18 protein-coding genes and 1 riboswitch are annotated in these 20,549 nt (G+C 28.1%); all 18 genes read left to right on the forward strand.

The features are described from left to right. The first annotated feature begins 361 nt into the window (after positions 1-361). The 18 genes from OM90_RS07545 (at position 362) to OM90_RS07630 (ending at position 20,437) form a co-directional block, all read left to right on the forward strand. On the forward strand, positions 362-1,111 hold the full coding sequence (locus tag OM90_RS07545) for a basic amino acid ABC transporter substrate-binding protein (protein WP_058486287.1): 750 nt from the start codon (positions 362-364) through the stop codon (positions 1,109-1,111). Positions 1,112-1,185: 74 nt separating this feature from the next. Continuing rightward, complete coding sequence (locus tag OM90_RS07550) at positions 1,186-1,902, forward strand: amino acid ABC transporter permease (protein WP_058486288.1); 717 nt, start codon at positions 1,186-1,188, stop codon at positions 1,900-1,902. Further along, positions 1,889-2,611: an amino acid ABC transporter ATP-binding protein gene (locus OM90_RS07555; RefSeq protein ID WP_058486289.1), complete on the forward strand. Its 723-nt coding sequence runs from the start codon at positions 1,889-1,891 to the stop codon at positions 2,609-2,611. The genes OM90_RS07550 and OM90_RS07555 overlap by 14 nt, the downstream gene beginning before the upstream one ends. Before the next feature lie 123 nt (positions 2,612-2,734). Continuing rightward, positions 2,735-3,271, forward strand: a complete 537-nt coding sequence (gene hpf / locus OM90_RS07560; RefSeq protein WP_058486290.1) for a ribosome hibernation-promoting factor, HPF/YfiA family — start codon at positions 2,735-2,737, stop codon at positions 3,269-3,271. Between the two features lie 155 nt (positions 3,272-3,426). After that, on the forward strand, positions 3,427-6,003 hold the full coding sequence (secA, locus tag OM90_RS07565; RefSeq protein WP_058486291.1) for a preprotein translocase subunit SecA: 2,577 nt from the start codon (positions 3,427-3,429) through the stop codon (positions 6,001-6,003). A 24-nt stretch (positions 6,004-6,027) separates the two neighbouring features. Next, positions 6,028-7,141 (forward strand): peptide chain release factor 2 gene (gene prfB / locus OM90_RS07570; RefSeq protein WP_144428561.1). Its coding sequence is split into 2 segments (ribosomal slippage): positions 6,028-6,102 and positions 6,104-7,141, totalling 1,113 coding nucleotides; the frame shifts between segments, so codons are not numbered across the junction. Between the two features lie 23 nt (positions 7,142-7,164). Continuing rightward, on the forward strand, positions 7,165-7,629 hold the full coding sequence (locus OM90_RS07575) for a chemotaxis protein CheW (protein WP_058486293.1): 465 nt from the start codon (positions 7,165-7,167) through the stop codon (positions 7,627-7,629). A 154-nt stretch (positions 7,630-7,783) separates the two neighbouring features. Then, positions 7,784-8,227: an ACT domain-containing protein gene (locus tag OM90_RS07580; RefSeq protein ID WP_058486294.1), complete on the forward strand. Its 444-nt coding sequence runs from the start codon at positions 7,784-7,786 to the stop codon at positions 8,225-8,227. A 5-nt stretch (positions 8,228-8,232) separates the two neighbouring features. Continuing rightward, positions 8,233-9,471 (forward strand): homoserine dehydrogenase, encoded by a 1,239-nt coding sequence (locus OM90_RS07585; RefSeq protein WP_058486295.1) that lies wholly within the window; start codon positions 8,233-8,235, stop codon positions 9,469-9,471. Positions 9,472-9,521: 50 nt separating this feature from the next. After that, complete coding sequence (locus tag OM90_RS07590) at positions 9,522-10,730, forward strand: cofactor-independent phosphoglycerate mutase (RefSeq protein ID WP_058486296.1); 1,209 nt, start codon at positions 9,522-9,524, stop codon at positions 10,728-10,730. 16 nt (positions 10,731-10,746) lie between these two features. Next, entirely contained in the window at positions 10,747-11,961 is a 1,215-nt protein-coding gene (locus OM90_RS07595) for an aspartate kinase (RefSeq protein WP_058486297.1), read from the forward strand. Positions 11,962-12,189: 228 nt separating this feature from the next. Beyond that, on the forward strand, positions 12,190-14,334 hold the full coding sequence (locus OM90_RS07600) for a Tex family protein (RefSeq protein WP_058486298.1): 2,145 nt from the start codon (positions 12,190-12,192) through the stop codon (positions 14,332-14,334). Positions 14,335-14,349: 15 nt separating this feature from the next. Beyond that, on the forward strand, positions 14,350-15,237 hold the full coding sequence (locus OM90_RS07605; RefSeq protein ID WP_058486299.1) for a GNAT family N-acetyltransferase: 888 nt from the start codon (positions 14,350-14,352) through the stop codon (positions 15,235-15,237). Between the two features lie 114 nt (positions 15,238-15,351). Then, positions 15,352-15,468: riboswitch (FMN riboswitch) on the forward strand. A gap of 86 nt (positions 15,469-15,554) precedes the next feature. Then, positions 15,555-16,169: an ECF transporter S component gene (locus OM90_RS07610; RefSeq protein WP_058486300.1), complete on the forward strand. Its 615-nt coding sequence runs from the start codon at positions 15,555-15,557 to the stop codon at positions 16,167-16,169. Positions 16,170-16,277: 108 nt separating this feature from the next. After that, complete coding sequence (gene tsaE / locus OM90_RS07615) at positions 16,278-16,709, forward strand: tRNA (adenosine(37)-N6)-threonylcarbamoyltransferase complex ATPase subunit type 1 TsaE (RefSeq protein ID WP_058486301.1); 432 nt, start codon at positions 16,278-16,280, stop codon at positions 16,707-16,709. 1 nt (position 16,710) lies between these two features. Further along, complete coding sequence (gene tsaB / locus OM90_RS07620; protein ID WP_058486302.1) at positions 16,711-17,421, forward strand: tRNA (adenosine(37)-N6)-threonylcarbamoyltransferase complex dimerization subunit type 1 TsaB; 711 nt, start codon at positions 16,711-16,713, stop codon at positions 17,419-17,421. A gap of 13 nt (positions 17,422-17,434) precedes the next feature. Continuing rightward, positions 17,435-17,875 (forward strand): ribosomal protein S18-alanine N-acetyltransferase, encoded by a 441-nt coding sequence (gene rimI, locus OM90_RS07625; protein ID WP_058486303.1) that lies wholly within the window; start codon positions 17,435-17,437, stop codon positions 17,873-17,875. 144 nt (positions 17,876-18,019) lie between these two features. Beyond that, positions 18,020-20,437 carry an ATP-binding protein gene (locus OM90_RS07630; RefSeq protein ID WP_058486304.1) on the forward strand — a complete coding sequence of 806 codons (2,418 nt, stop codon included), beginning with the start codon at positions 18,020-18,022 and terminating at the stop codon, positions 20,435-20,437. The last annotated feature ends 112 nt before the right edge of the window (positions 20,438-20,549 follow it).

The following is a 20,549-nucleotide window of genomic DNA, read 5'->3' on the forward strand; positions in this document are numbered from 1 at the left end:
ATAATCATAATCATTAGTTAATGTATGTTAAATATTAATTTTATATAAAAGCAATAAATAACAATAAATGCACAAAGTTATCCACAAAAAAAAGGTACATTTTTTAACTTATTATAGTTATGAACAAAATTATCCACATTATCCACAGACTTTATGTGTGTAAAAAAAATATATTGTGTAAATTAGTAGATTTATCCACAAAATGAGAATAAGGTAATAATTGTTATCTAAATCATTTAAATTTTGCAGGATTAATTGCTTCAATGAGTTAAATAATAATATAAAAAATAAATAGTAAAAACTATTGACTAATTATACATATAAATGTATAATCATACAAAAACCTGAAAGGAGAATAAGAATGAAAAAAATAATTTATTTTATATTAATCATTATAATGGTATCTGGATTAACAGGTTGTGGTAAAAATGATGTTTTAAAAAGAGTTGAAAAAAATAAAGTTATAGTTATGGGAACAAATGCAGCTTTTCCACCTTTTGAATATCGAGAAGGAGAAGAGATACTAGGATTTGATGTTGAAATTGCTAATAAGATAGCAGAAAAATTAGGAGTTGAATTAAAGATAGAAGATATGCAGTTTAAAGGATTAATACCAGCTCTTCAAGCAGGAAAAATTGATTTTATTGCGGCGGGGATGAGTATAAATGAAGAAAGAGCGAAAAATGTTGATTTTTCCGATGGATACTATGAAGCTAGTCAGGTAATTATTACTATGAAAGATAATACAGAAATACAAGGACCAGAAGATTTGAAAAATAAAAAGATTGGGGTACAGTTAGGAACTACAGGAGATGAAGAAGCTTCAAAAATAGAAGGAGCTGAAATTATTAAATTTGATACAGGGTTTATGGCTATTAGAGATTTACAAAATGGAAAAATAGATGCAGTTATTTTAGATTCAGAACCTGCTAAAAAGTTTGTTGAAGGCAATGAAGATATACAAATTTTACCTAATGAATTAACAAAAGAATATTATGCAATAGCTGTTCCAAAAGAAAATGAAGAATTTCTTGAAATTGTAAATTCTGTTTTAGAAGAAATGAAAGAAAGCGGGGAATATGATAGGCTAATAGAAAAATATTTTGAATAATGGGTTGCAGTATATGCTGCTACCCATTTTTTATGGTACAATACAAAATAACGAATAAAATGTGAGGTGAAAAGATGTCAGTATGGGAAATATTTTTTGGAAATGATAGGTATAAGTATATTTTAGATGGACTTAAATTTTCTTTATTAGTAACTGCTTTAGCAGCAATTATTGGAATTCTTATTGGGATTATTGTTGCTTTATTTAGAATATCTCAATTTAAACCTTTTAAATTTTTAAAGGGGAGAAAAAATTTAAATAAATTATCAGATTTTAATCCTATTTCTTTTTTAGCTATGATATACATTGATGTTATAAGAGGAACTCCAGCTCTTGTTCAACTTTTGATTATGCATACAGTTATTTTTGGAAGAGTAGCTGCTCCTAAACTTTTAGTAGCTGGTTTAGCATTTGGTATTAATAGTGGAGCTTATGTAGCAGAAATTATAAGAGCAGGAATACAAGGGTTAGATAAAGGACAGATGGAAGCAGCAAGGTCCCTTGGTATGAGTTATGGTATGGCTATGTATTATATTATAATCCCACAAGCAATAAAAAATATATTACCAGCTTTAGTTAGCGAATTTATAATTTTGTTAAAAGAAACTTCTATTGTAGGATATATAGGAGGTATGGATTTACTTCGTTCTGCAGATATTATTACTAGTCAAACTTATAGAGGATTTGAACCTTTAATTGCCGTTGCGCTTATATATTTAACTTTAACAGGAATATTTACTAAGATTATGCGCATTGTAGAAAGGAGGATGAGACAAGGTGATAGAGATTAATAATTTATACAAAAGTTTTGGCAAATTAGAAGTATTAAAAGGTATAAATGAACATATAACTAAGGGAGAAGTAGTTGTTGTTATAGGACCTAGCGGTTCAGGTAAATCGACTTTTTTAAGATGTATAAATCTAATGGAAGAGCCTACTAAAGGGCAAATTAAGATTGAAGGAGTAGATATTACTTCTCCAAAAACTAATATAAATCTTATTCGACAAAAGGTAGGTATGGTATTTCAACATTTTAATTTATTTCCTCATATGAATGTTATGGAAAATTTAACCTTAGCTCCTATGAAATTAAAAGGATATACTAAAGAGGAAGCAGAAAAAATAGCTTATGATTTATTAGATAAAGTAGGGCTTAAAGATAAAGCTATAGAATATCCTAATAAATTATCAGGGGGACAAAAACAAAGAATAGCTATTGCGAGAGCTTTAGCTATGAATCCTAATATAATGCTTTTTGATGAACCTACTTCAGCTCTAGACCCTGAAATGGTAAAGGAAGTATTAGAAGTAATAAAAGAATTAGCAAATGAAGGGATGACTATGGTAATTGTAACTCATGAAATGGGTTTTGCAAAAGAGGTAGGGACAAGACTTCTTTTTATGGATGAAGGAAAAATTATTGAAAGTGGAGATCCTAAAGAAGTATTTTCTAATCCTAAAGAAGAAAGGACAAAAATATTTTTAAGTAAAGTGTTATAATTTTATATAATAATTAAGAAGTAATTTAAAATTTAGTTTATTACAATTTAAAAATTCCTTTATAAAAAATAAGAATTTTGGTATAATTTATATATAGACAAAAGAAAAAGGAGTTGATCCAGTATGCGTTATATAATTAGTGGGAAAAATATTGAAGTAACCAATGCACTTCAAGAAAAGATAATGGATAAATTAAGTAAATTAGAAAAATTCTTTGTATCAGATACAGAAGCTCAAGTTACCCTTAGTGTTGAAAAATTAAGACATATAATAGAAGTAACTATTCCATTTCAAGGAACTATTTTAAGAGCAGAAGTAGAAGATAAGGACATGTATGCTGCTATTGATGAAGTAGTAGATATTTTAGAAAGACAGCTTTTAAAGTTTAAAAATAGGCTAAAAGATAAACATAGAGAAAATAGTCCTTTTAAACAAGAATTTATTAAAAATATTGAAGAAGAAAAGGGAAAAGATGAAGAAATTATAATACAAAAAACTAAACGTTTTGCGATTAAACCTATGAATGTAGAAGAAGCAGCCATGCAGATGGATTTACTAGGACATAATTTCTTTGTATTTAGAAATGCTGAAACTGATGAAGTAAATGTGGTATATAAAAGAAAAAATGGAACATATGGATTAATTGAACCGGAATTTTAAAAATAACCTCCACATATTAGGTGGAGGTTATTTTTTGGCTATATATGGATTGGATTATATGGAGTATTGTAAATCATTATAATGTTTGATATACTATTTTGGGAAAGCATAAATAAAAGGTAATACTTAAATATTGAGATAAAGAAGGTGAATCTGTGAAAGGATTTTTTGAAAAAATATTTGGAAGTCATAGTGAAAGAGAAATAAAGAGAATAGAAGGAATAGTTAACCAAATTGAAGAGTTAGGACCAGAAATAGGAAAATTATCAGATGCAGATTTAAGAGCTAAAACTGATGAATTTAAAAGAAGATTAGAAGAAGGGCAAACATTAGATGATATATTACCAGAAGCTTTTGCAGTTGTAAGAGAAGCAGCTACAAGGGTTCTTGGAATGCGTCATTTTAGAGTTCAACTTATTGGTGGGATTATACTTCACCAAGGAAGAATTGCAGAAATGAAGACAGGAGAAGGAAAAACTTTAGTTTCTACTCTTCCAGCTTATTTAAATGCTCTTGAAGGAAAAGGAGTTCACATTGTAACAGTAAACGATTATCTTGCAAAACGTGATGCAGAGTGGATGGGAAAGGTTCATGAATTTTTAGGTCTTTCCGTAGGAGTTATTTTAAATGGAATGGATAATAAAGAAAGAAGGAAAGCCTATAATTGTGATATAACATATGGAACAAATAATGAGTATGGTTTTGATTATTTAAGGGATAACATGGTATTATATAAAGAAGAAATGGTACAAAGAGGATTGCATTATGCTATTATAGACGAGGTAGATTCTGTATTAATAGATGAAGCAAGAACTCCTCTTATTATATCTGGAAGCAGTTCTAAATCTACTCATTTGTATAAAGCAGCAGATGCTTTTGTACGACGTTTAAAAAAAGGTAGAGTAATAACAGAAGAAAATGCATTAAATAATTTAATGCGTCAGGAAATAAAAGAAGAAGGCGATTTTGTTGTTGATGAAAAAGCAAAGACAGTTACTTTAACTGAAGAAGGAATAAAAAAAGCAGAACAATATTTTGGATTATCTAATTTAGCTGATCCAGAAAACATGGAAATACAGCATCATATTAATATTGCTTTAAAAGCTCATAATTTAATGCATTTAGATAAAGATTATGTTATTAAAGATGGAGAAATTGTAATAGTAGATGAGTTTACAGGTAGACTTATGCCTGGAAGAAGATATTCTGATGGACTTCATCAAGCAATCGAAGCTAAAGAAAATGTAGTAGTTAATAGAGAAAGTAAAACCTTAGCTACTATAACATTCCAAAACTTTTTTAACAAATACACTAAAAAGTCAGGAATGACAGGAACAGCTTTAACAGAAGAAGAAGAATTTAGACAAATTTATGGAATGGATGTAATAGCTATTCCTACAAATAAGCCAGTTATTCGTATAGATCATCCTGATTTAGTATATAAAACTAAAGAAGCTAAGTTTAAAGCTGTTGTTAATGAAATAGAGGAATCTCATAAAAAAGGGCAGCCTGTATTAGTTGGTACTATTACTATTGAAACATCAGAAATGCTAAGTAAAATGCTAAAAAAACGAGGTATAAAACATGAAGTATTAAATGCTAAATATCATGAAAGAGAAGCAGAAATAATAGCTTTAGCAGGACAAAAAGGTGCTGTTACAATTGCAACTAATATGGCAGGTCGTGGTACAGATATTAAATTAGAAGAAGGAGTAAAAGAATTAGGTGGGCTAAAAATTATAGGAACAGAAAGACATGAATCAAGACGTATTGATAATCAATTAAGAGGACGTGCAGGACGTCAAGGAGACCCTGGAGAATCAAGATTTTATATATCCCTTGAAGATGATTTAATGCGACTTTTTGGTTCAGATAGAATTAAAAAGGTTGTAGAAGCCATGAAAATGCCTGAAGATGAACCAATAGAACATAAAATGCTTTCAAAAGCTATAGAAAACGCTCAAAAGAAAGTAGAAGGAAATAATTTCTCTATTCGTAAACATTTACTTGAATATGATAGAGTTATGAATGAACAAAGAGAAATTATATATGGAGAACGTCGTAAGGTATTAGAAGGAGATAATTTAAGAGATAATATAATAAATATGATAAAAGAAATTATAAATAGAGCAGTAGAAGCTCATACTGGAGAAACACCTCATCCAGATGATTGGGATATAGTAGGATTAAAGGAATATCTAACTAAAATAATTCCTATAGAAGAAATAGAAATTAGCAAAGAAGAAAGAGAAGAGATAACAAAAGAAGATTTAAAACAAAAGCTTATAGAACAAGCAATTAAGCTATATGAGAAAAAAGAACAGGAAATAGGCGAAGAACAAATAAGAGAGATAGAAAGAGTAATTCTTCTTAAAGTTATTGACCAAAAATGGATGGATCATATTGATAATATGGATCAAATGCGACAAGGAATAGGACTTAGAGCTTATGGACAAAGAGATCCATTAGTAGAATATCAATTTGCAGGATATGATATGTTTGAAGAAATGAGCGAAAATATTCAAGAAGAAACTATACGAGCTCTTTATCATGTTAGAATTGCATATAAGCCTGAAAGAGAAAGAGTAGCAGAGCCAACTTCTACTAATAGGGGAGAAGAAAATAAAGCAAGAACTCCTTATAGAAGGAAAACAGAAAAAATAGGAAGAAATGACCCTTGCCCTTGTGGAAGCGGGAAAAAATACAAACATTGTTGTGGAAGAAATGCTTAAAAAATATAAAAGGAGTTGATAAATTTGTTAGAATTAGAGCAATTAAAATTAGAACTTTTGCCGTATAAAGACAAATTAGAAGAAATGGGGGCTTCACTTTGACATTGCTGGAGCCAGAAAAAAATTAAAAGAATTAGAAGAATACTCTATGAATCCTGATTTTTGGAGTAATACAGAAGAAAGTCAGAAAGTTTTACAAAAAATAAAGTTATTAAAACAAAAAATAGAAAAATTTAATCAGCTAAATCAAGAATATGAAGATGTAGTAACTCTTATTGAGATGGGAATAGAAGAACAAGAAGAAAGTTTAATACCAGAAGCAAAACAAGGAATGAAAGAATTTATTAATAATTATGAAGATATGAGAATTTCTACTTTATTAGATGGTGAATATGATAAAAATAATGCTATTTTAACTCTTCATGCGGGGGCAGGAGGAACGGAAGCTTGTGATTGGGTTTCAATGTTGCTTAGAATGTTTACTAGATGGGCAGAAAATAAAGGTTATAAGATAGAAACTTTAGACTATTTACCTGGAGAAGAAGCGGGAATAAAATCAGTTACAATTCAAGTTAATGGAGAAAATGCTTATGGATATTTAAAATCAGAAAAAGGAGTTCATCGTCTTGTTAGAATTTCTCCTTTTGATGCATCAGGTAGAAGACATACTTCCTTTGCTTCGTGTGATGTACTTCCAGAAATAGATGAAGATGTAGATGTAGAAATTAATCCAGAAGACCTTAGAATAGATACTTATAGGTCTAGTGGTGCAGGAGGACAACATGTCAATACTACGGATTCGGCTGTAAGAATTACTCATTTACCAACTAATATCGTTGTTCAATGTCAAAATGAAAGATCACAACATAAAAATAAAGATAGAGCCATGAAAATGCTAAAGGCTAAATTATATGAAAAAAAGATGGAAGAACAAATGAAGAAAATTCAAGGTATTAGGGGAGAAGTAAAAGAAATTGGATGGGGAAGCCAAATAAGATCTTATGTTTTTCATCCATATAATATGGTTAAAGACCATCGTACTAATGAAGAAACAGGAAATGTTTCTGCAGTAATGGATGGAGATATAGATCGTTTTATTAATGCATATCTTAAATGGATTCATGAAAATAATAATTAAAGTTTTTGAGGGGAGGTATTAATATGGCAATAAAACAACAGGTAGTTTTTAAATTAGATAATGAAGAATATGGATTAGACATAATGAAAGTCCATGGAATTGAAAAATATCATAAAATTACTAAAGTGCCTAATACACCAGATTATATTGAAGGAATTATAAATTTAAGGGGAGAAGTTCATCCAATATATAATTTAAGAAAAAAATTTAAAATGCCCGAAAAAGCTATAGATGATGCAACTAAAATGATTATTGTAAATTCTTGTGATATGATGGTAGGATTTATTGTAGATGCTGTAACAGAAATAAGACATATAGATGAACAGGATATAAAACCAGCACCAAAGCTTATATCAGGTGTAGATAGACGATATATTAGTGGTGTAGCAAAGGCAGACGATAGAATGATTATTTTATTAGATGTAGATTTGATTTTAGAAGATGAAGAGAAAAAAGAAATATCTCAAGTATTAGAAAATAATGATTAATTTATATTTCACAAAAAACACAGTTTTTACTGTGTTTTTTTTATACTAATTTTTATATTTAATTCTCTTGCATATTTTAAAAAAATATGGTATATTCCTTGTAACAAAAACAAATGTATATCATATAAATACAGTAAGCACAAGGAGCCTTATTATGAAAGAAAAAACAGGTTATTTTATTGTAAATCAAAAGGTTCTTCCGGAAGTATTTATTAAAGTTGTAGAGGCTAAAAGGCTTTTAGAATTAAAAAAAGTACAAACGGTACAAGAAGCAGTAGACAAAGTTGGAATTAGTAGAAGTTCTTTTTATAAATATAAAGACTCAGTATTCCCTTTTTTTGAAAATTCTAGAGGGAGAACTATTACTATTTCAATTCAGTTAGAAGATAAAGCAGGATTATTATCCCATGTTCTAAATGTTATTGCATCTATTGGAGGTAACATATTAACTATTAACCAAACAATACCAGTTAATAAAATTGCTAATGTAACCATTACTATGGAAACAGATCCTATGAAAGATGAAATAAAAGAACTTATGGATAAAGTAGAATCAATTGAAGGAGTATTAAATTTAAAAATTTTAGCAAGGGAGTAGATGATATGATAAATATTGCTATATTAGGGTATGGAACAGTAGGTTCTGGAGTAGTAGAAGTAATAAAAACTAATAAAAATAGTATCGAAAAAAAAGCAGGAGAAAGCATAAATATTAAGTATGTCTTAGATATAAGAAAATTTCCAGGAGATCCAATAGAAGAAATTTTAACTGATAATATTGAAGATATTTTAAATGACGATGAAGTAAAAATTATTGTAGAAGTAATGGGAGGAGTTGAACCTGCTTACACCTTTGTTAAAAGAGCTTTGCTTAGTGGGAAAAGTGTGGTTACTTCAAATAAGGAATTAGTAGCAAAACATGGAGCAGAATTATTAGAAATTGCAAAGAGTAAAGATATTAACTTTTTATTTGAAGCTAGTGTAGGAGGAGGAATTCCTATTATTCGTCCTCTTAATCAATCCCTTACAGCAGATGAAATTTACGAAATAACAGGTATTTTAAATGGTACAACAAATTATATTCTTTCAAAAATGGCTGATGAAGGAAAAAGTTTTGAAGAAGTATTAAAAGTAGCTCAGGAAAAAGGTTATGCTGAAAGAGATCCAAAAGCTGATGTAGAAGGACATGATGCTTGTAGAAAAATTGCTATTTTATCATCTTTAGCTTTTGGTATGCATGCAGATTATGAGGATATATATACGGAAGGAATTACAAAAATAACAAAAAGAGATATGGATTATGCAAAAAAATTAGGATATACTATTAAATTATTAGCTACAAGTAAAAAAATAGATCATAGAATATTTGCTAGAGTATGTCCTGTTATGATAAGCAAGGAGCATCCATTAGCAAATGTAAATGGAGTATTTAATGCAATATTTATAAAAGGAAATGTAATTGGCGATGTAATGTTTTATGGAAAAGGAGCAGGAAAGCTTCCAACTGCTAGTGCAGTAGTAGCAGATATTGTAGATGCTATAAAACATCTAAATCGTAATATATTATCTTTCTGGAGTAAAGAAAAATTAGAATTAATGGATTTAAAAGACGTTAACACGAGATATTTTGTAACAATTAAATATGACAATTTTAAAACAGCAGTTGAAGAAGTAAGAAGTATATTTGGAGAAGTAGAAGTTATTCAATTAGATGATGTAGAAGGTGAATTTGCATTTATCACATTAGAAGAAACGGAAGGAATTATTAATGAAAAAATAAATGTATTAAAAGATAAGGAAGAAATAAAAGAAATAAGTAGTACAATTAGAGTTGAAAGATAAAGTAAAGGATATAGTATAGTAGAATATTTTTAATATAGGAGCGATTAATAATGAAATATGTTATAATTCTTGGAGATGGGATGGCAGATGAACCAATAGAAGAGTTAGGAAATAAAACCCCTCTCCAATATGCAAAAACAAATACTATAGATTATTTAGCTAAATATGGTGAAGTGGGAAAAGTTAATACAATCCCTAAAGGAATGAAGCCAGGTAGTGATACAGCTAATTTATCAGTATTAGGATATGACCCTAAATTATATTATACAGGGAGATCACCCTTAGAAGCAGTTAGTATGGGAGTTCCTCTTTTAGATAGTGATATAACTTTTAGATGTAATTTAGTAACTCTTTCTAAAGAAGGAGAATATGAAGAAAAAATTATATTAGACCATAGTGCTGATGAAATTTCTACAGAAGAAGCAAATGAGTTAATAAAAACAATAAATGAACATTTTAAATCTGATATAATAGAATTTCATTCCGGAATAAGTTATAGGCATTTAATGGTATGGCATGAAGGAAGTGATGAGTTTGATTTAACTCCTCCCCATGATATTTTAGGGAAAAGAATAAAAGATTATCTTCCAAAAGGAGATAAAAAAGATATAATCTATGATATGATGAAAAAAAGTTATAAAATTTTAAGTACTCATCCTATTAATTTAGAAAGGATAAAAAAAGGGTTAAAACCCGCAAATTCCATTTGGATTTGGGGAGAAGGCAGAAAACCTAGACTTCCTTTATTCAAAGAAAAATATGGATTAAAAGGTTCAGTTATATCAGCTGTTGATTTAATTAAAGGAATTGGAATTTGTGCTGGATTAAGGTCAATAGATGTAGAAGGAGCTACTGGAAATATTAATACTAATTTTATAGGGAAAGCTATGGCAGCTGTAAATGAATTAAAAAAAGGTCAGGATTTTGTATATGTTCATATAGAGGCTCCAGATGAATGTGGTCATAGAAATGAATTATATAATAAAATAAAATCAATAGAACTTATAGATGAAAAAGTTATAAAAGTTATAAAAGAACAATTAGATTTATTAGGGGAAGATTATAAAATTATGGTTTTGCCAGATCATCCAACCCCTATTAGACTTAGAACTCATACATCAGACCCAGTTCCTTATGTAATTTATCAAAAGAGTAAAGAAAAATTGCAAGAAAACCAAAAATATGATGAAATATATATAAGGGAAAATGAAAATTATTTTCCTAAAGGTCATGAATTAATGGACTACTTTTTAAAATAATAGGGAGGGAACTAACTTGTTAATTGTACAAAAATTTGGAGGTAGCTCTGTAGCAAATGTAGAAAGAGTATTCAACGTTGCGAAAAGAATAATTGAAACATATAAACAAGGAAACGATGTCGTAGTAATTTTATCTGCACAAGGAGATACTACAGATGAACTAATTGCTAAAGCTCATGAGATAGATCTTCATCCTTCACGAAGAGAGATGGATATGCTTATATCTACAGGAGAACAGCAATCAGTTGCTCTTATGGCTATGGCAATACAAAAATTAGGTTATCCAGCTATTTCACTGAATGCTTTTCAAGTAGGAATGTATACAAATAGAACCCATAGCAATGCAAGGTTAAAAAGAATTGATACAGAAAGAATTGAACTTGAGTTAGATAGAAAAAATATTGTATTAGTTACAGGATTTCAAGGAATAAATAGATTTGATGATATTACTACTTTAGGGAGAAGCGGATCTGATACTACTGCTGTTGCTATAGCTGCGGCATTAAAAGCAGATAAATGTGAAATTTATACAGATGTAGATGGAGTATATACTGCTGATCCTAGAATAGTAAAAAATGCAAGGAAATTAGATGAAATTACTTATGATGAAATGTTAGAATTGGCTTCTTTAGGAGCAAAAGTGCTTCATAATCGTTCTGTTGAAATAGCAAAAAAATATAATGTAGAATTAGTTGTAAGATCAAGTTTAACAAATGCAGAAGGAACAGTTGTTAGGGAGGTAAGTAATATGGAAAAAATGTTAGTAAGTGGAGTTGCGGCGGATAAAAATGTAGCTAGAGTTTCTGTGATTGGAATAGAGGATACTCCAGGAAAGGCATTTGAATTATTTTCATTATTAGCTAAAAATAAAATTAGTGTAGATATAATATTACAATCTATTGGTAGAGATGGAACAAAAGATATTTCCTTTACAGTAGCTAAGGATGATTTACATGATACCATTAACATACTAAAAAATAACCAAGAAAGATTAACAGCTAAAGATATAGTTTATAATGAAAAGGTAGCAAAAGTATCCATTGTTGGAGCAGGAATGGCTACTAATCCTGGAGTAGCAGCTTTAATGTTTGAAGCTATGTATGATGCAGGAATTAATATTAATATGATATCTACATCAGAAGTAAAAATTTCTGTTCTTATTGATGAAAAATATACAGAAGATGCTATGAATGCAATTCATGAACGTTTTAAATTAGGAAGAGAAGAATAAAATAAAAAAGCGGCTCCATGAGGTTAAAATATATGGAGTCGCTTTATATATAGCGGTTTTAACCGCTTATTTTTTTAAAATACTTTAATAATATAATATGATTGGTATGAGAAATTGTGTTATAAAATGTTAATAAAAACAAGTAGTGTTTTATTTTGTATTGTTACTATATTACAAATCGTATATAATATAATAAAGTATAAATTAGAAATAGAAATGGTGTGAAAAATGGATATCATAAAAAAGATAGAAAAAGAATTTAAGCTTAAACCTTTTCAAGTTAAAAATACTATTCAACTTATTGATGAAGGGAATACTATTCCTTTTATTGCCAGATATAGAAAAGAAGCTACAGGTTCTTTAGATGATGTTACTCTTAGAAATTTTTATGATAGATTAAATTATCTCCGTAATTTAGAGGAAAAAAAAGAACAGATTATTAGGTCAATTGAAGAACAAGGGAAATTAACAGATGAATTGATTAATAGTTTAGAAAAAGCTGAAACTATAACAGAATTAGAAGATATATATAGGCCTTATAGACCCAAAAGAAGAACTAGGGCAACTATAGCAAAAGAAAAGGGATTAGAGCCTTTAGCACAAATCATATGGGAACAAGATTCAAAGCTTTCTTTAGAAGAAATTGCTAAGGATTATATTAATCCAGAAAAAGAAGTTAATACAATAGAAGATGCTATATTAAAATCCATGGATATTATAGCAGAATGGATATCAGATAATGCAGATTATCGTAAATATATAAGAAAAGAAACTTTTAATAAAGGAGAAATAGTAACAAAAGCTAAAGATGAGAAAAAAGAATCAGTATATGAAATGTATTATGATTATAGGGAAAAAATAAAAAATATACCTGGACATAGGATATTAGCTATTAATAGAGGAGAAAAAGAAAAAATATTATCAGTAAAAATAGAAGCTCCAGTTGATAGGATTTTATTATTTTTAGAAAAACAAATAATAAAAAATAAAGATACTGCTTTTTCAAAAATATTAAAGGATTCTATTGAAGATAGTTATAAAAGACTAATTGCTCCAGCTATTGAAAGAGAAATAAGAAATGAGTTAACAGAAAAAGCGGAAACAGGAGCTTTAAATGTTTTTAAAAATAATCTTTCTCAATTATTAATGCAATCACCAATTAAAAATAAAGTTGTCCTTGGACTAGATCCAGCATTTCGTACAGGATGCAAAATTGCTGTTATAGATGAAACAGGAAAAGTATTAGATACTACAGTGATATATCCTACTCCTCCTCAAAATAAAATTGAAGAGTCAAAGGAAGTTTTAAAAGAATTAATAGATAAACATAAAGTAGATATTATTGCTATTGGAAATGGGACAGCTTCTAGGGAATCAGAAATGTTTATAGCAGAATTAATTAAAGAATTAAATAGACAAGTACATTATATAATAGTAAATGAAGCAGGAGCTTCAGTATATTCAGCTTCTCCTTTAGGAACAGAAGAATTTCCTGATTTTGATGTTGCTTTAAGAAGTGCAGTATCTATAGGCAGAAGACTTCAAGATCCCCTTGCAGAGTTGGTTAAAATAGATCCTAAATCCATAGGAGTAGGACAATATCAGCATGATATGAATCAAAAGAGATTAGAAGAAGCTCTTAAAGGAGTAGTAGAGGACTGCGTAAATAGAGTTGGAGTAGATTTAAATACTGCATCAGTTTCCCTATTACAATACGTAGCAGGAATTAAAAAATCTGTGGCAAAAAATATAGTAGAATACAGAGAAGCTAATGGAAAATTTAAGAATAGAAAAGAACTTTTAAAAGTAAAACAATTGGGGAAAAAAGTATTTGAACAATGTGCAGGATTTCTTAGAATTCCCGAATCAGATAACTTGTTTGATAGAACAGGAGTTCATCCTGAATCCTATGAAGTAGCTGAAAAATTATTAAATTATTTAGGATATACTAAAGAAGATATAAAAGAAACAAAGATAAAAAATATAAGAGAAAAAATAAAAGATATAAATATATTAGCTAAAGATTTAGGTATAGGAGTACCTACTTTAGAAGATATAATAAAAGAGTTGGGAAAACCAGGAAGAGACCCAAGAGAAGATATGCCAAAACCAATTCTTAGGAGTGATGTATTAGAATTAGAAGATTTAAAAGAAGGTATGGTTTTAATGGGAACAGTTCGTAATATTACTGATTTTGGGGCTTTTGTTGATATAGGAGTTCATCAAGATGGATTAGTACATATATCACAAATAACAGAGAAATTTATAAAACATCCTTTAGATGTATTAAGTGTAGGGGATATTATAAAAGTAGCTGTATTAAATGTAGATATAAATAAAAAAAGAATTGCTTTAACAATGAAGGGGATTTAAGGAAGGAGAAGGGAAATGGAAGTTAGTTCGTTTAATGATGATTATCATCAGGTAGGACAATTAGTAATAAATTTTCTTTATCCGCATTATAAGACTATAGAACAAATGAAAAGAGATTGGGAAAACAAAAATTTAATTTTACTCACTGCAATAGAAAATGGAGAAATTATAGGTTTTGGAGGACTTGACTTAGTTAGACAAGATGGAGAACCAAATGCAGATTTATATGGAATAGTAATTGACCCAAGATATAGAAGACAAGGGATAGGGACTAGATTAATGAAAAGTTTGATTAATAAAGCCAAAGAAGAAGGAATTCTTTCTATTTATACTAAAGTTGAAGAAAAAAGAAAGGATATTATAAACTTTTTAACAAACCAAGGATTTGAATATAAAAGAAGTTTATTTAAATTAGAAATGAATGAACCTATTATTCAAGATGTAGAATCCCCAGAAGGCATAAGAATTGAGAATACAAAAAGAATACAGAATAAAGAGGAATTTTTAAAAACCTACAAAGAAATATTTATAAATATTAAAAATAAAGAAAAACAAATAGAAAAATTTTTAAATCCAAATAATAATTATGAAATTTTTTTAATGTATAGAGTTAGTACAAGAACTAAAAAAGAAAAATTAATTGGATTTTGCAGTGTAGAAAATATAAAAGAAGAAAAAGGGATAAATCGTTCTATAGATTCTTTAGGAGTAATTGATAAATATGGAAGAAGAGGTATGGGGAAAATACTTTATATGACAGTTTTAAACTATTATTGGTCCCTTAAAGATACCAAAAAAATTAGTATTACTCTAAGAAGCTCTTCAGAAAATATAAAAAAATTCTATTTATCCTGTGGGATGGAAGAAAAACAAATTATAGAAGTATATAAATATAAAATATAAAGTATAAAAAATATACAATATTTACCTTTAAATACAAATGATACATTAAAAACAATTTATATGCAATTTGACAATAGTAATTGCATATAGTATAATGTATTAAAATTTAATAAGAAGATTCTTCAGGGCAGGGTGAAATTCCCGACCGGCGGTGACAGTCCGCGAGTGCGAAAGCACTGATTTGGTGAAATTCCAAAACCGACAGTATAGTCTGGATGGGAGAAGAATATATTTTTAGTATATTCAAGCAGTCTGAAGAATCTTCAGGCTGCTTTTATAATGCAGCCTATAAATTTTAATTTATAGGAGGAGATAAGATGCAAACAACGTTAAAACAAAAAAAAGGAGTTTTTACAACAATTAATTTAGTAAAAATGGGCTTATTATCAGCTCTAGCATTTATACTTATGTTACTTGATTTTCCTGTACCAGGATTTTTACCATTTTTACAAATGGACCTTAGTGATATTCCAGCAGTTATAGGTACATTATCTATAGGTCCAGCAGCGGGTGTTATCATTCAGCTTTTAAAAGTAATATTGCATACAGTATCCGGAAGTAGCACAGGAGGAATTGGACCTTTAGCTAACTTTATTGTAGGAGCAAGTTATGTTTATCCTTTAGGGTTAATTTATAAATATAAAACAAATTTAAAAGGATTTATTATAGGATGTTTTGCAGGGACAGCTTCTATGGCTATTATAGCAGCATTAGTAAATTATTTTATAATAATACCTTTTTATGCGATGTTATTTGGAATGAGTATTGATACTATTGTTGGAATGGGAACAAAAATAAATTCCAATATTAATAGTTTAGAAACACTAATATTATATTCTATTGTACCTTTTAATTTATTTAAAGCTAGTTGTATTTCTATTACAAGTTATATAGTATATAAAGCTCTAAAGCCTCTTTTTTATAAAAAATAAAAGAATGGTCTTTTACTTGACCGTTCTTTTTTCTTGCATATTTTTATAAAAGATAATACAATTAGATATAATATATATTAATTGATTTTCGAAGGGGAAGAAGTATTCATGATATATGAGACTTATTCAGAAGAAGAAACTAGACAAATAGGATTTAACATAGGGAAAAATGCTAAAAGAGGAGATATATACTGCCTTGTAGGAGATTTAGGTGTTGGTAAAACGGCTTTTTCTAAGGGATTAGCTAAGGGATTAGAGATACAAGAGGCAATAACAAGTCCTACATTTACAATAGTAAATGAATATAAGGGAAGACTTCCTTTATATCACTTTGATGTTTATAGAATTACAGATATAGATGAAATGTATGAAATAGGATATGAAGAATATTTTTTTGGAGAAGGGATATGCTTAGTTGAATGGGCAAATTTAATTGAAGAACTAATACCAGAAGATGCTATATGGATTAATATAAAAAAGGATTTTAATAAAGGAGAAAATTATAGAAAAATAAATATTTATAGTAAAAAGGATGATTAAAGTGAAGATATTAGCATTAGATTCATCAGGGAATGTAGCTTCTGCTGCAATTGTAGAAGATGATAAATTACTTATAGAATTTACTATGAATTATAAAAAAACTCATTCACAGACTCTTTTGCCTATCATTAGTGATATATGTAAAAAAGTAGAATTAGATTTAGAGTCTATAGATTATATCGCCACTGCTAGTGGACCTGGTTCCTTTACAGGACTTAGAATAGGAGTAGCTACTGCAAAGGGACTAGCTTATGGTTTAAATAAACCAATAATAGGAGTTCCGACTTTAGATGGATTGGCATATAATATTACATATACTAATTATTTAATATGCCCTATTATGGATGCTAGAAGAAATCAAGTATATACTGCATTTTATCTATGGGAAAAAGATAATTTAAAAAGAGAGTCGGATTACTTAGCAGTTTCAATAGATGAATGTATAGATTTAGCTAAAGGATATAATAGACCAGTGATTTTTTTAGGAGATGGAGTTTTAGTATATAAGGAAGTAATAAAAGAAAAAATGACTTCAGATGAAGTTTTTTTTGCTCCGCAATCTTGTAATATGCAAAGAGCGTCTTCTATAGGAAGTTTGGCTATGATTTTAGCTAAAGAAGGAAAATTTGAAGATAGTATGGAATTTTCCCCTTTTTATTTAAGAAAATCTCAAGCAGAAAGAGAATACGAGAATAAGAGAAACAAAAAATAGAAAGAGGAATCTTATGGTGAAAGTAATTCCCATGGAGAAAAAACATATAAATAAAGTTTATGAAATTGAAAAATTATGTTTTAGTATGCCTTGGTCTAAAGAATCTTTGAGAAAAGAAATAGAAGAAAATGATTTGGCGTACTATATTTTAGTTTTAGATGGAGATGATATAGCAGGATACGCTGGTATGTGGATTATTTTAGATGAAGGACACATAACAAATATAGCGGTACATCCAAAGTTTAGAGGAAAAGGTTTTGGAGAATTATTAGTAAATAGTTTAATAAAAGAATGTAAAAAAAGAAAATTAACATCTATCACCTTAGAAGTTAGAAAAAGTAATACAATTGCCATAAATTTATATACAAAGTTTGGTTTTAAAAACAAAGGAGTAAGAAAAAGATATTACGAAGATACTGGAGAAGATGCAATTATTATGTGGAAATATATTTAAAAACGTCTTCTAAATTTAGAAGGCGTTTTTTTATTTAGAAATTTAAATATTTCAAAATTTTTTAAAATATTTAAAGATATTTTAAAAAATTAGGAGAAGAAAAATTGGTTTTGAATATAATAATATAGAGAAAGGAGTGAAAATATGAAGAATTTTAGGGAATTAACGTATAAAGAATTAAAAAAATATATTGATCCTTCAAAACTTGAGTTTGATACTACAGATGAATTAGAACCCTTAGAAGGAGTTATAGGGCAAGAAAAAGCAGTAAAAGCAATTGAATTTGGTTTAGAGATAAACAGGAAGGGTTATAACATTTATATATCAGGACCAACAGGGTTAGGAAAAACTAGTTATGCTAAAACTTACACAGAAAAAATTGCAAAAAAATCTGATACTCCTGATGATTGGTGTTATGTATATAATTATGCCAATCCTAGTAGCCCTTTAGCTTTGAATTTTCCTAAAGGATTAGGAAAAGAATTTAAAGATGACATGGACGAACTAATAGAATTTCTACTAGTAAAAATACCAAAAGTTTTTAATGAAGAAGATTATGAAAAGGAAAAATCTCAAATACTAAAAGATTATCAGAGTTATAGGGATGAATTAATAAAGAAGATTAAAGATGCGGCTAAAGAAGTAGGATGTGAAATGAAAATAATGGATACAGGAATTTATTTTATTCCTGTTATTGATGGAGAACCTATAGATGATAATGAATATGAAAATTTAGATGAAGATAAAAAAAGTGAGATATTAGAAATTGCAGATGAAGCTAAGAAAAAGGTAGCACAAATTATAAAAGAATTAAAAAAATTAGAAGAAAACGTTCAAGAAAAAATAGAAAATTTAGAATATAACATTGGGTTAATTACAGTAGGTAAACGTATTGATTATTTAAAAGAAAAATATAAAAAATTTGATAAAGTTATTAAATATTTAGAATATGTTCAAGAAGATATTTTAGCAAATATAAAAGAGTTTTTAGATAATGAAGAAGATAGTCAAATATCTTCAGTATTACCTTTTGTAATTAAAAAGAATATTGAAGATTTGATTATAAAATATAGAGTAAATCTTTTTGTAGATAATAGTAATCTTGAAGGGGCTCCTGTTATTATAGATTTTCATCCAACATATAATAAACTAATAGGTAAAATAGAATATGAAAATGAGTTAGGTAATTTAGTAACGGATTTTACTAAAATTAAACCTGGTTTATTTCATCAAGCTAATGGAGGATATCTAATATTACAAGCTATTGATGTTTTAAAGAATGCTGAATCTTGGGAAGCATTAAAAAGAGTATTAAAAACTAAAGAAGTAAAAATAGAAAACTTAAGAGATCTTATAGGAATTTCCACTGTTTCCTCTTTAAAACCTGAACCTATACCAATAGAAGTAAAAGTAATTTTAATAGGAAGTAGAGAAATATATAATTATTTATATGAATATGATGATGATTTTAAAAAATTATTTAAAATTAGAGCAGATTTTGATATAGAGATGGCAAATAATTTAGAAAATATTAAGATGTTAGCTAGATTTATTCACGCTTTTTGTATTAAAGAAAATATGTATCCCTTTGATAAGGAAGCTGTTATTAAATTAATAGAATATTCTTCTAGAATGGTAGAAAATCAAGAAAAATTGACAACTAATTTCAATAATATTGTAGAAATATTATATGAAGCTAATACTTGGGCTAAAATTGATGGGAAAGATATTGTGACAGCTGAATATATTAAAAAAGCTATAATAGAAAAAGAGAAGCGTTGTAATTTATCACAAGAAAAAATAGAAGAAATGATAAAAGAAAATATAATAATGATAGACTGTCATGGAGAAAAAATAGGACAAATAAATGGTCTTGCAGTAATAGATACAGGAGATTATAAATTTGCAAAACCATCTAAAATTACAGCTACTACCTATATAGGACAGTCAGGAATTATAAATATTGAAAAAGAATCTGAAATGAGTGGGAAAATTCATGATAAAGGAGTTCATGTATTAGCAGGATATTTAGGAGAAACTTATGCACAAGATTTTCCTCTTACTCTTTCTTGTAGAATTTGTTTTGAACAAAATTACTATGGTATAGATGGAGATAGTGCTTCTAGTGCAGAACTATATGCTATATTATCAAGCCTTAGTGGAATTCCTATTAATCAAGGGATAGCAGTAACAGGGTCTATTAATCAAAAAGGAGAGATTCAGCCTATTGGTGGAGTATCATATAAAATAGAAGGATTTTTTAAATTTTGTAAATCTAAAGGGTTAACAGGAGAACAAGGGGTTATTATACCTTATCAAAATATAAAAGATTTAGTTTTAAATGATGAAGTAATTGAAGCAGTAAAACAGGGAAAATTTCATATTTATCCTATATCTCATGTTAATGAAGGAATGGAAATATTAATGGGTGTTGCAGCAGGGAATAAAAATGAAAAAGGTAAATTTTCTAAAGAAAGTATTCATGGGAAGGTATATGATAAATTAAAAAGATTTTATAAAATAAGTTTAAATAGAAATAAAAATAATATTACAATGAAGTAAAAATATATAAATATGTTTACAAAAACCTCAAATCAAATCAAATATTACCTCTATACATGAGAGAATCTAAGGGGTATAATATTATTATATAATAACCAAGTTTTGCATAGTA

The organism is Defluviitalea phaphyphila (assembly GCF_001466305.1).
Lineage (GTDB): Bacteria > Bacillota > Clostridia > Lachnospirales > Defluviitaleaceae > Defluviitalea_A > Defluviitalea_A phaphyphila.

Coding starts and splice junctions, on each gene's coding strand:
- OM90_RS07545 (WP_058486287.1), top strand. CDS start 362: ATGAAAAAAATAATTTATTTTATATTAATCATTATAATGGTATCTGGA.
- OM90_RS07550 (WP_058486288.1), top strand. CDS start 1,186: ATGTCAGTATGGGAAATATTTTTTGGAAATGATAGGTATAAGTATATT.
- hpf (WP_058486290.1), top strand. CDS start 2,735: ATGCGTTATATAATTAGTGGGAAAAATATTGAAGTAACCAATGCACTT.
- OM90_RS07575 (WP_058486293.1), top strand. CDS start 7,165: ATGGCAATAAAACAACAGGTAGTTTTTAAATTAGATAATGAAGAATAT.
- OM90_RS07580 (WP_058486294.1), top strand. CDS start 7,784: ATGAAAGAAAAAACAGGTTATTTTATTGTAAATCAAAAGGTTCTTCCG.
- OM90_RS07585 (WP_058486295.1), top strand. CDS start 8,233: ATGATAAATATTGCTATATTAGGGTATGGAACAGTAGGTTCTGGAGTA.
- OM90_RS07590 (WP_058486296.1), top strand. CDS start 9,522: ATGAAATATGTTATAATTCTTGGAGATGGGATGGCAGATGAACCAATA.
- OM90_RS07600 (WP_058486298.1), top strand. CDS start 12,190: ATGGATATCATAAAAAAGATAGAAAAAGAATTTAAGCTTAAACCTTTT.
- OM90_RS07605 (WP_058486299.1), top strand. CDS start 14,350: ATGGAAGTTAGTTCGTTTAATGATGATTATCATCAGGTAGGACAATTA.
- OM90_RS07610 (WP_058486300.1), top strand. CDS start 15,555: ATGCAAACAACGTTAAAACAAAAAAAAGGAGTTTTTACAACAATTAAT.
- tsaE (WP_058486301.1), top strand. CDS start 16,278: ATGATATATGAGACTTATTCAGAAGAAGAAACTAGACAAATAGGATTT.
- rimI (WP_058486303.1), top strand. CDS start 17,435: ATGGTGAAAGTAATTCCCATGGAGAAAAAACATATAAATAAAGTTTAT.
- OM90_RS07630 (WP_058486304.1), top strand. CDS start 18,020: ATGAAGAATTTTAGGGAATTAACGTATAAAGAATTAAAAAAATATATT.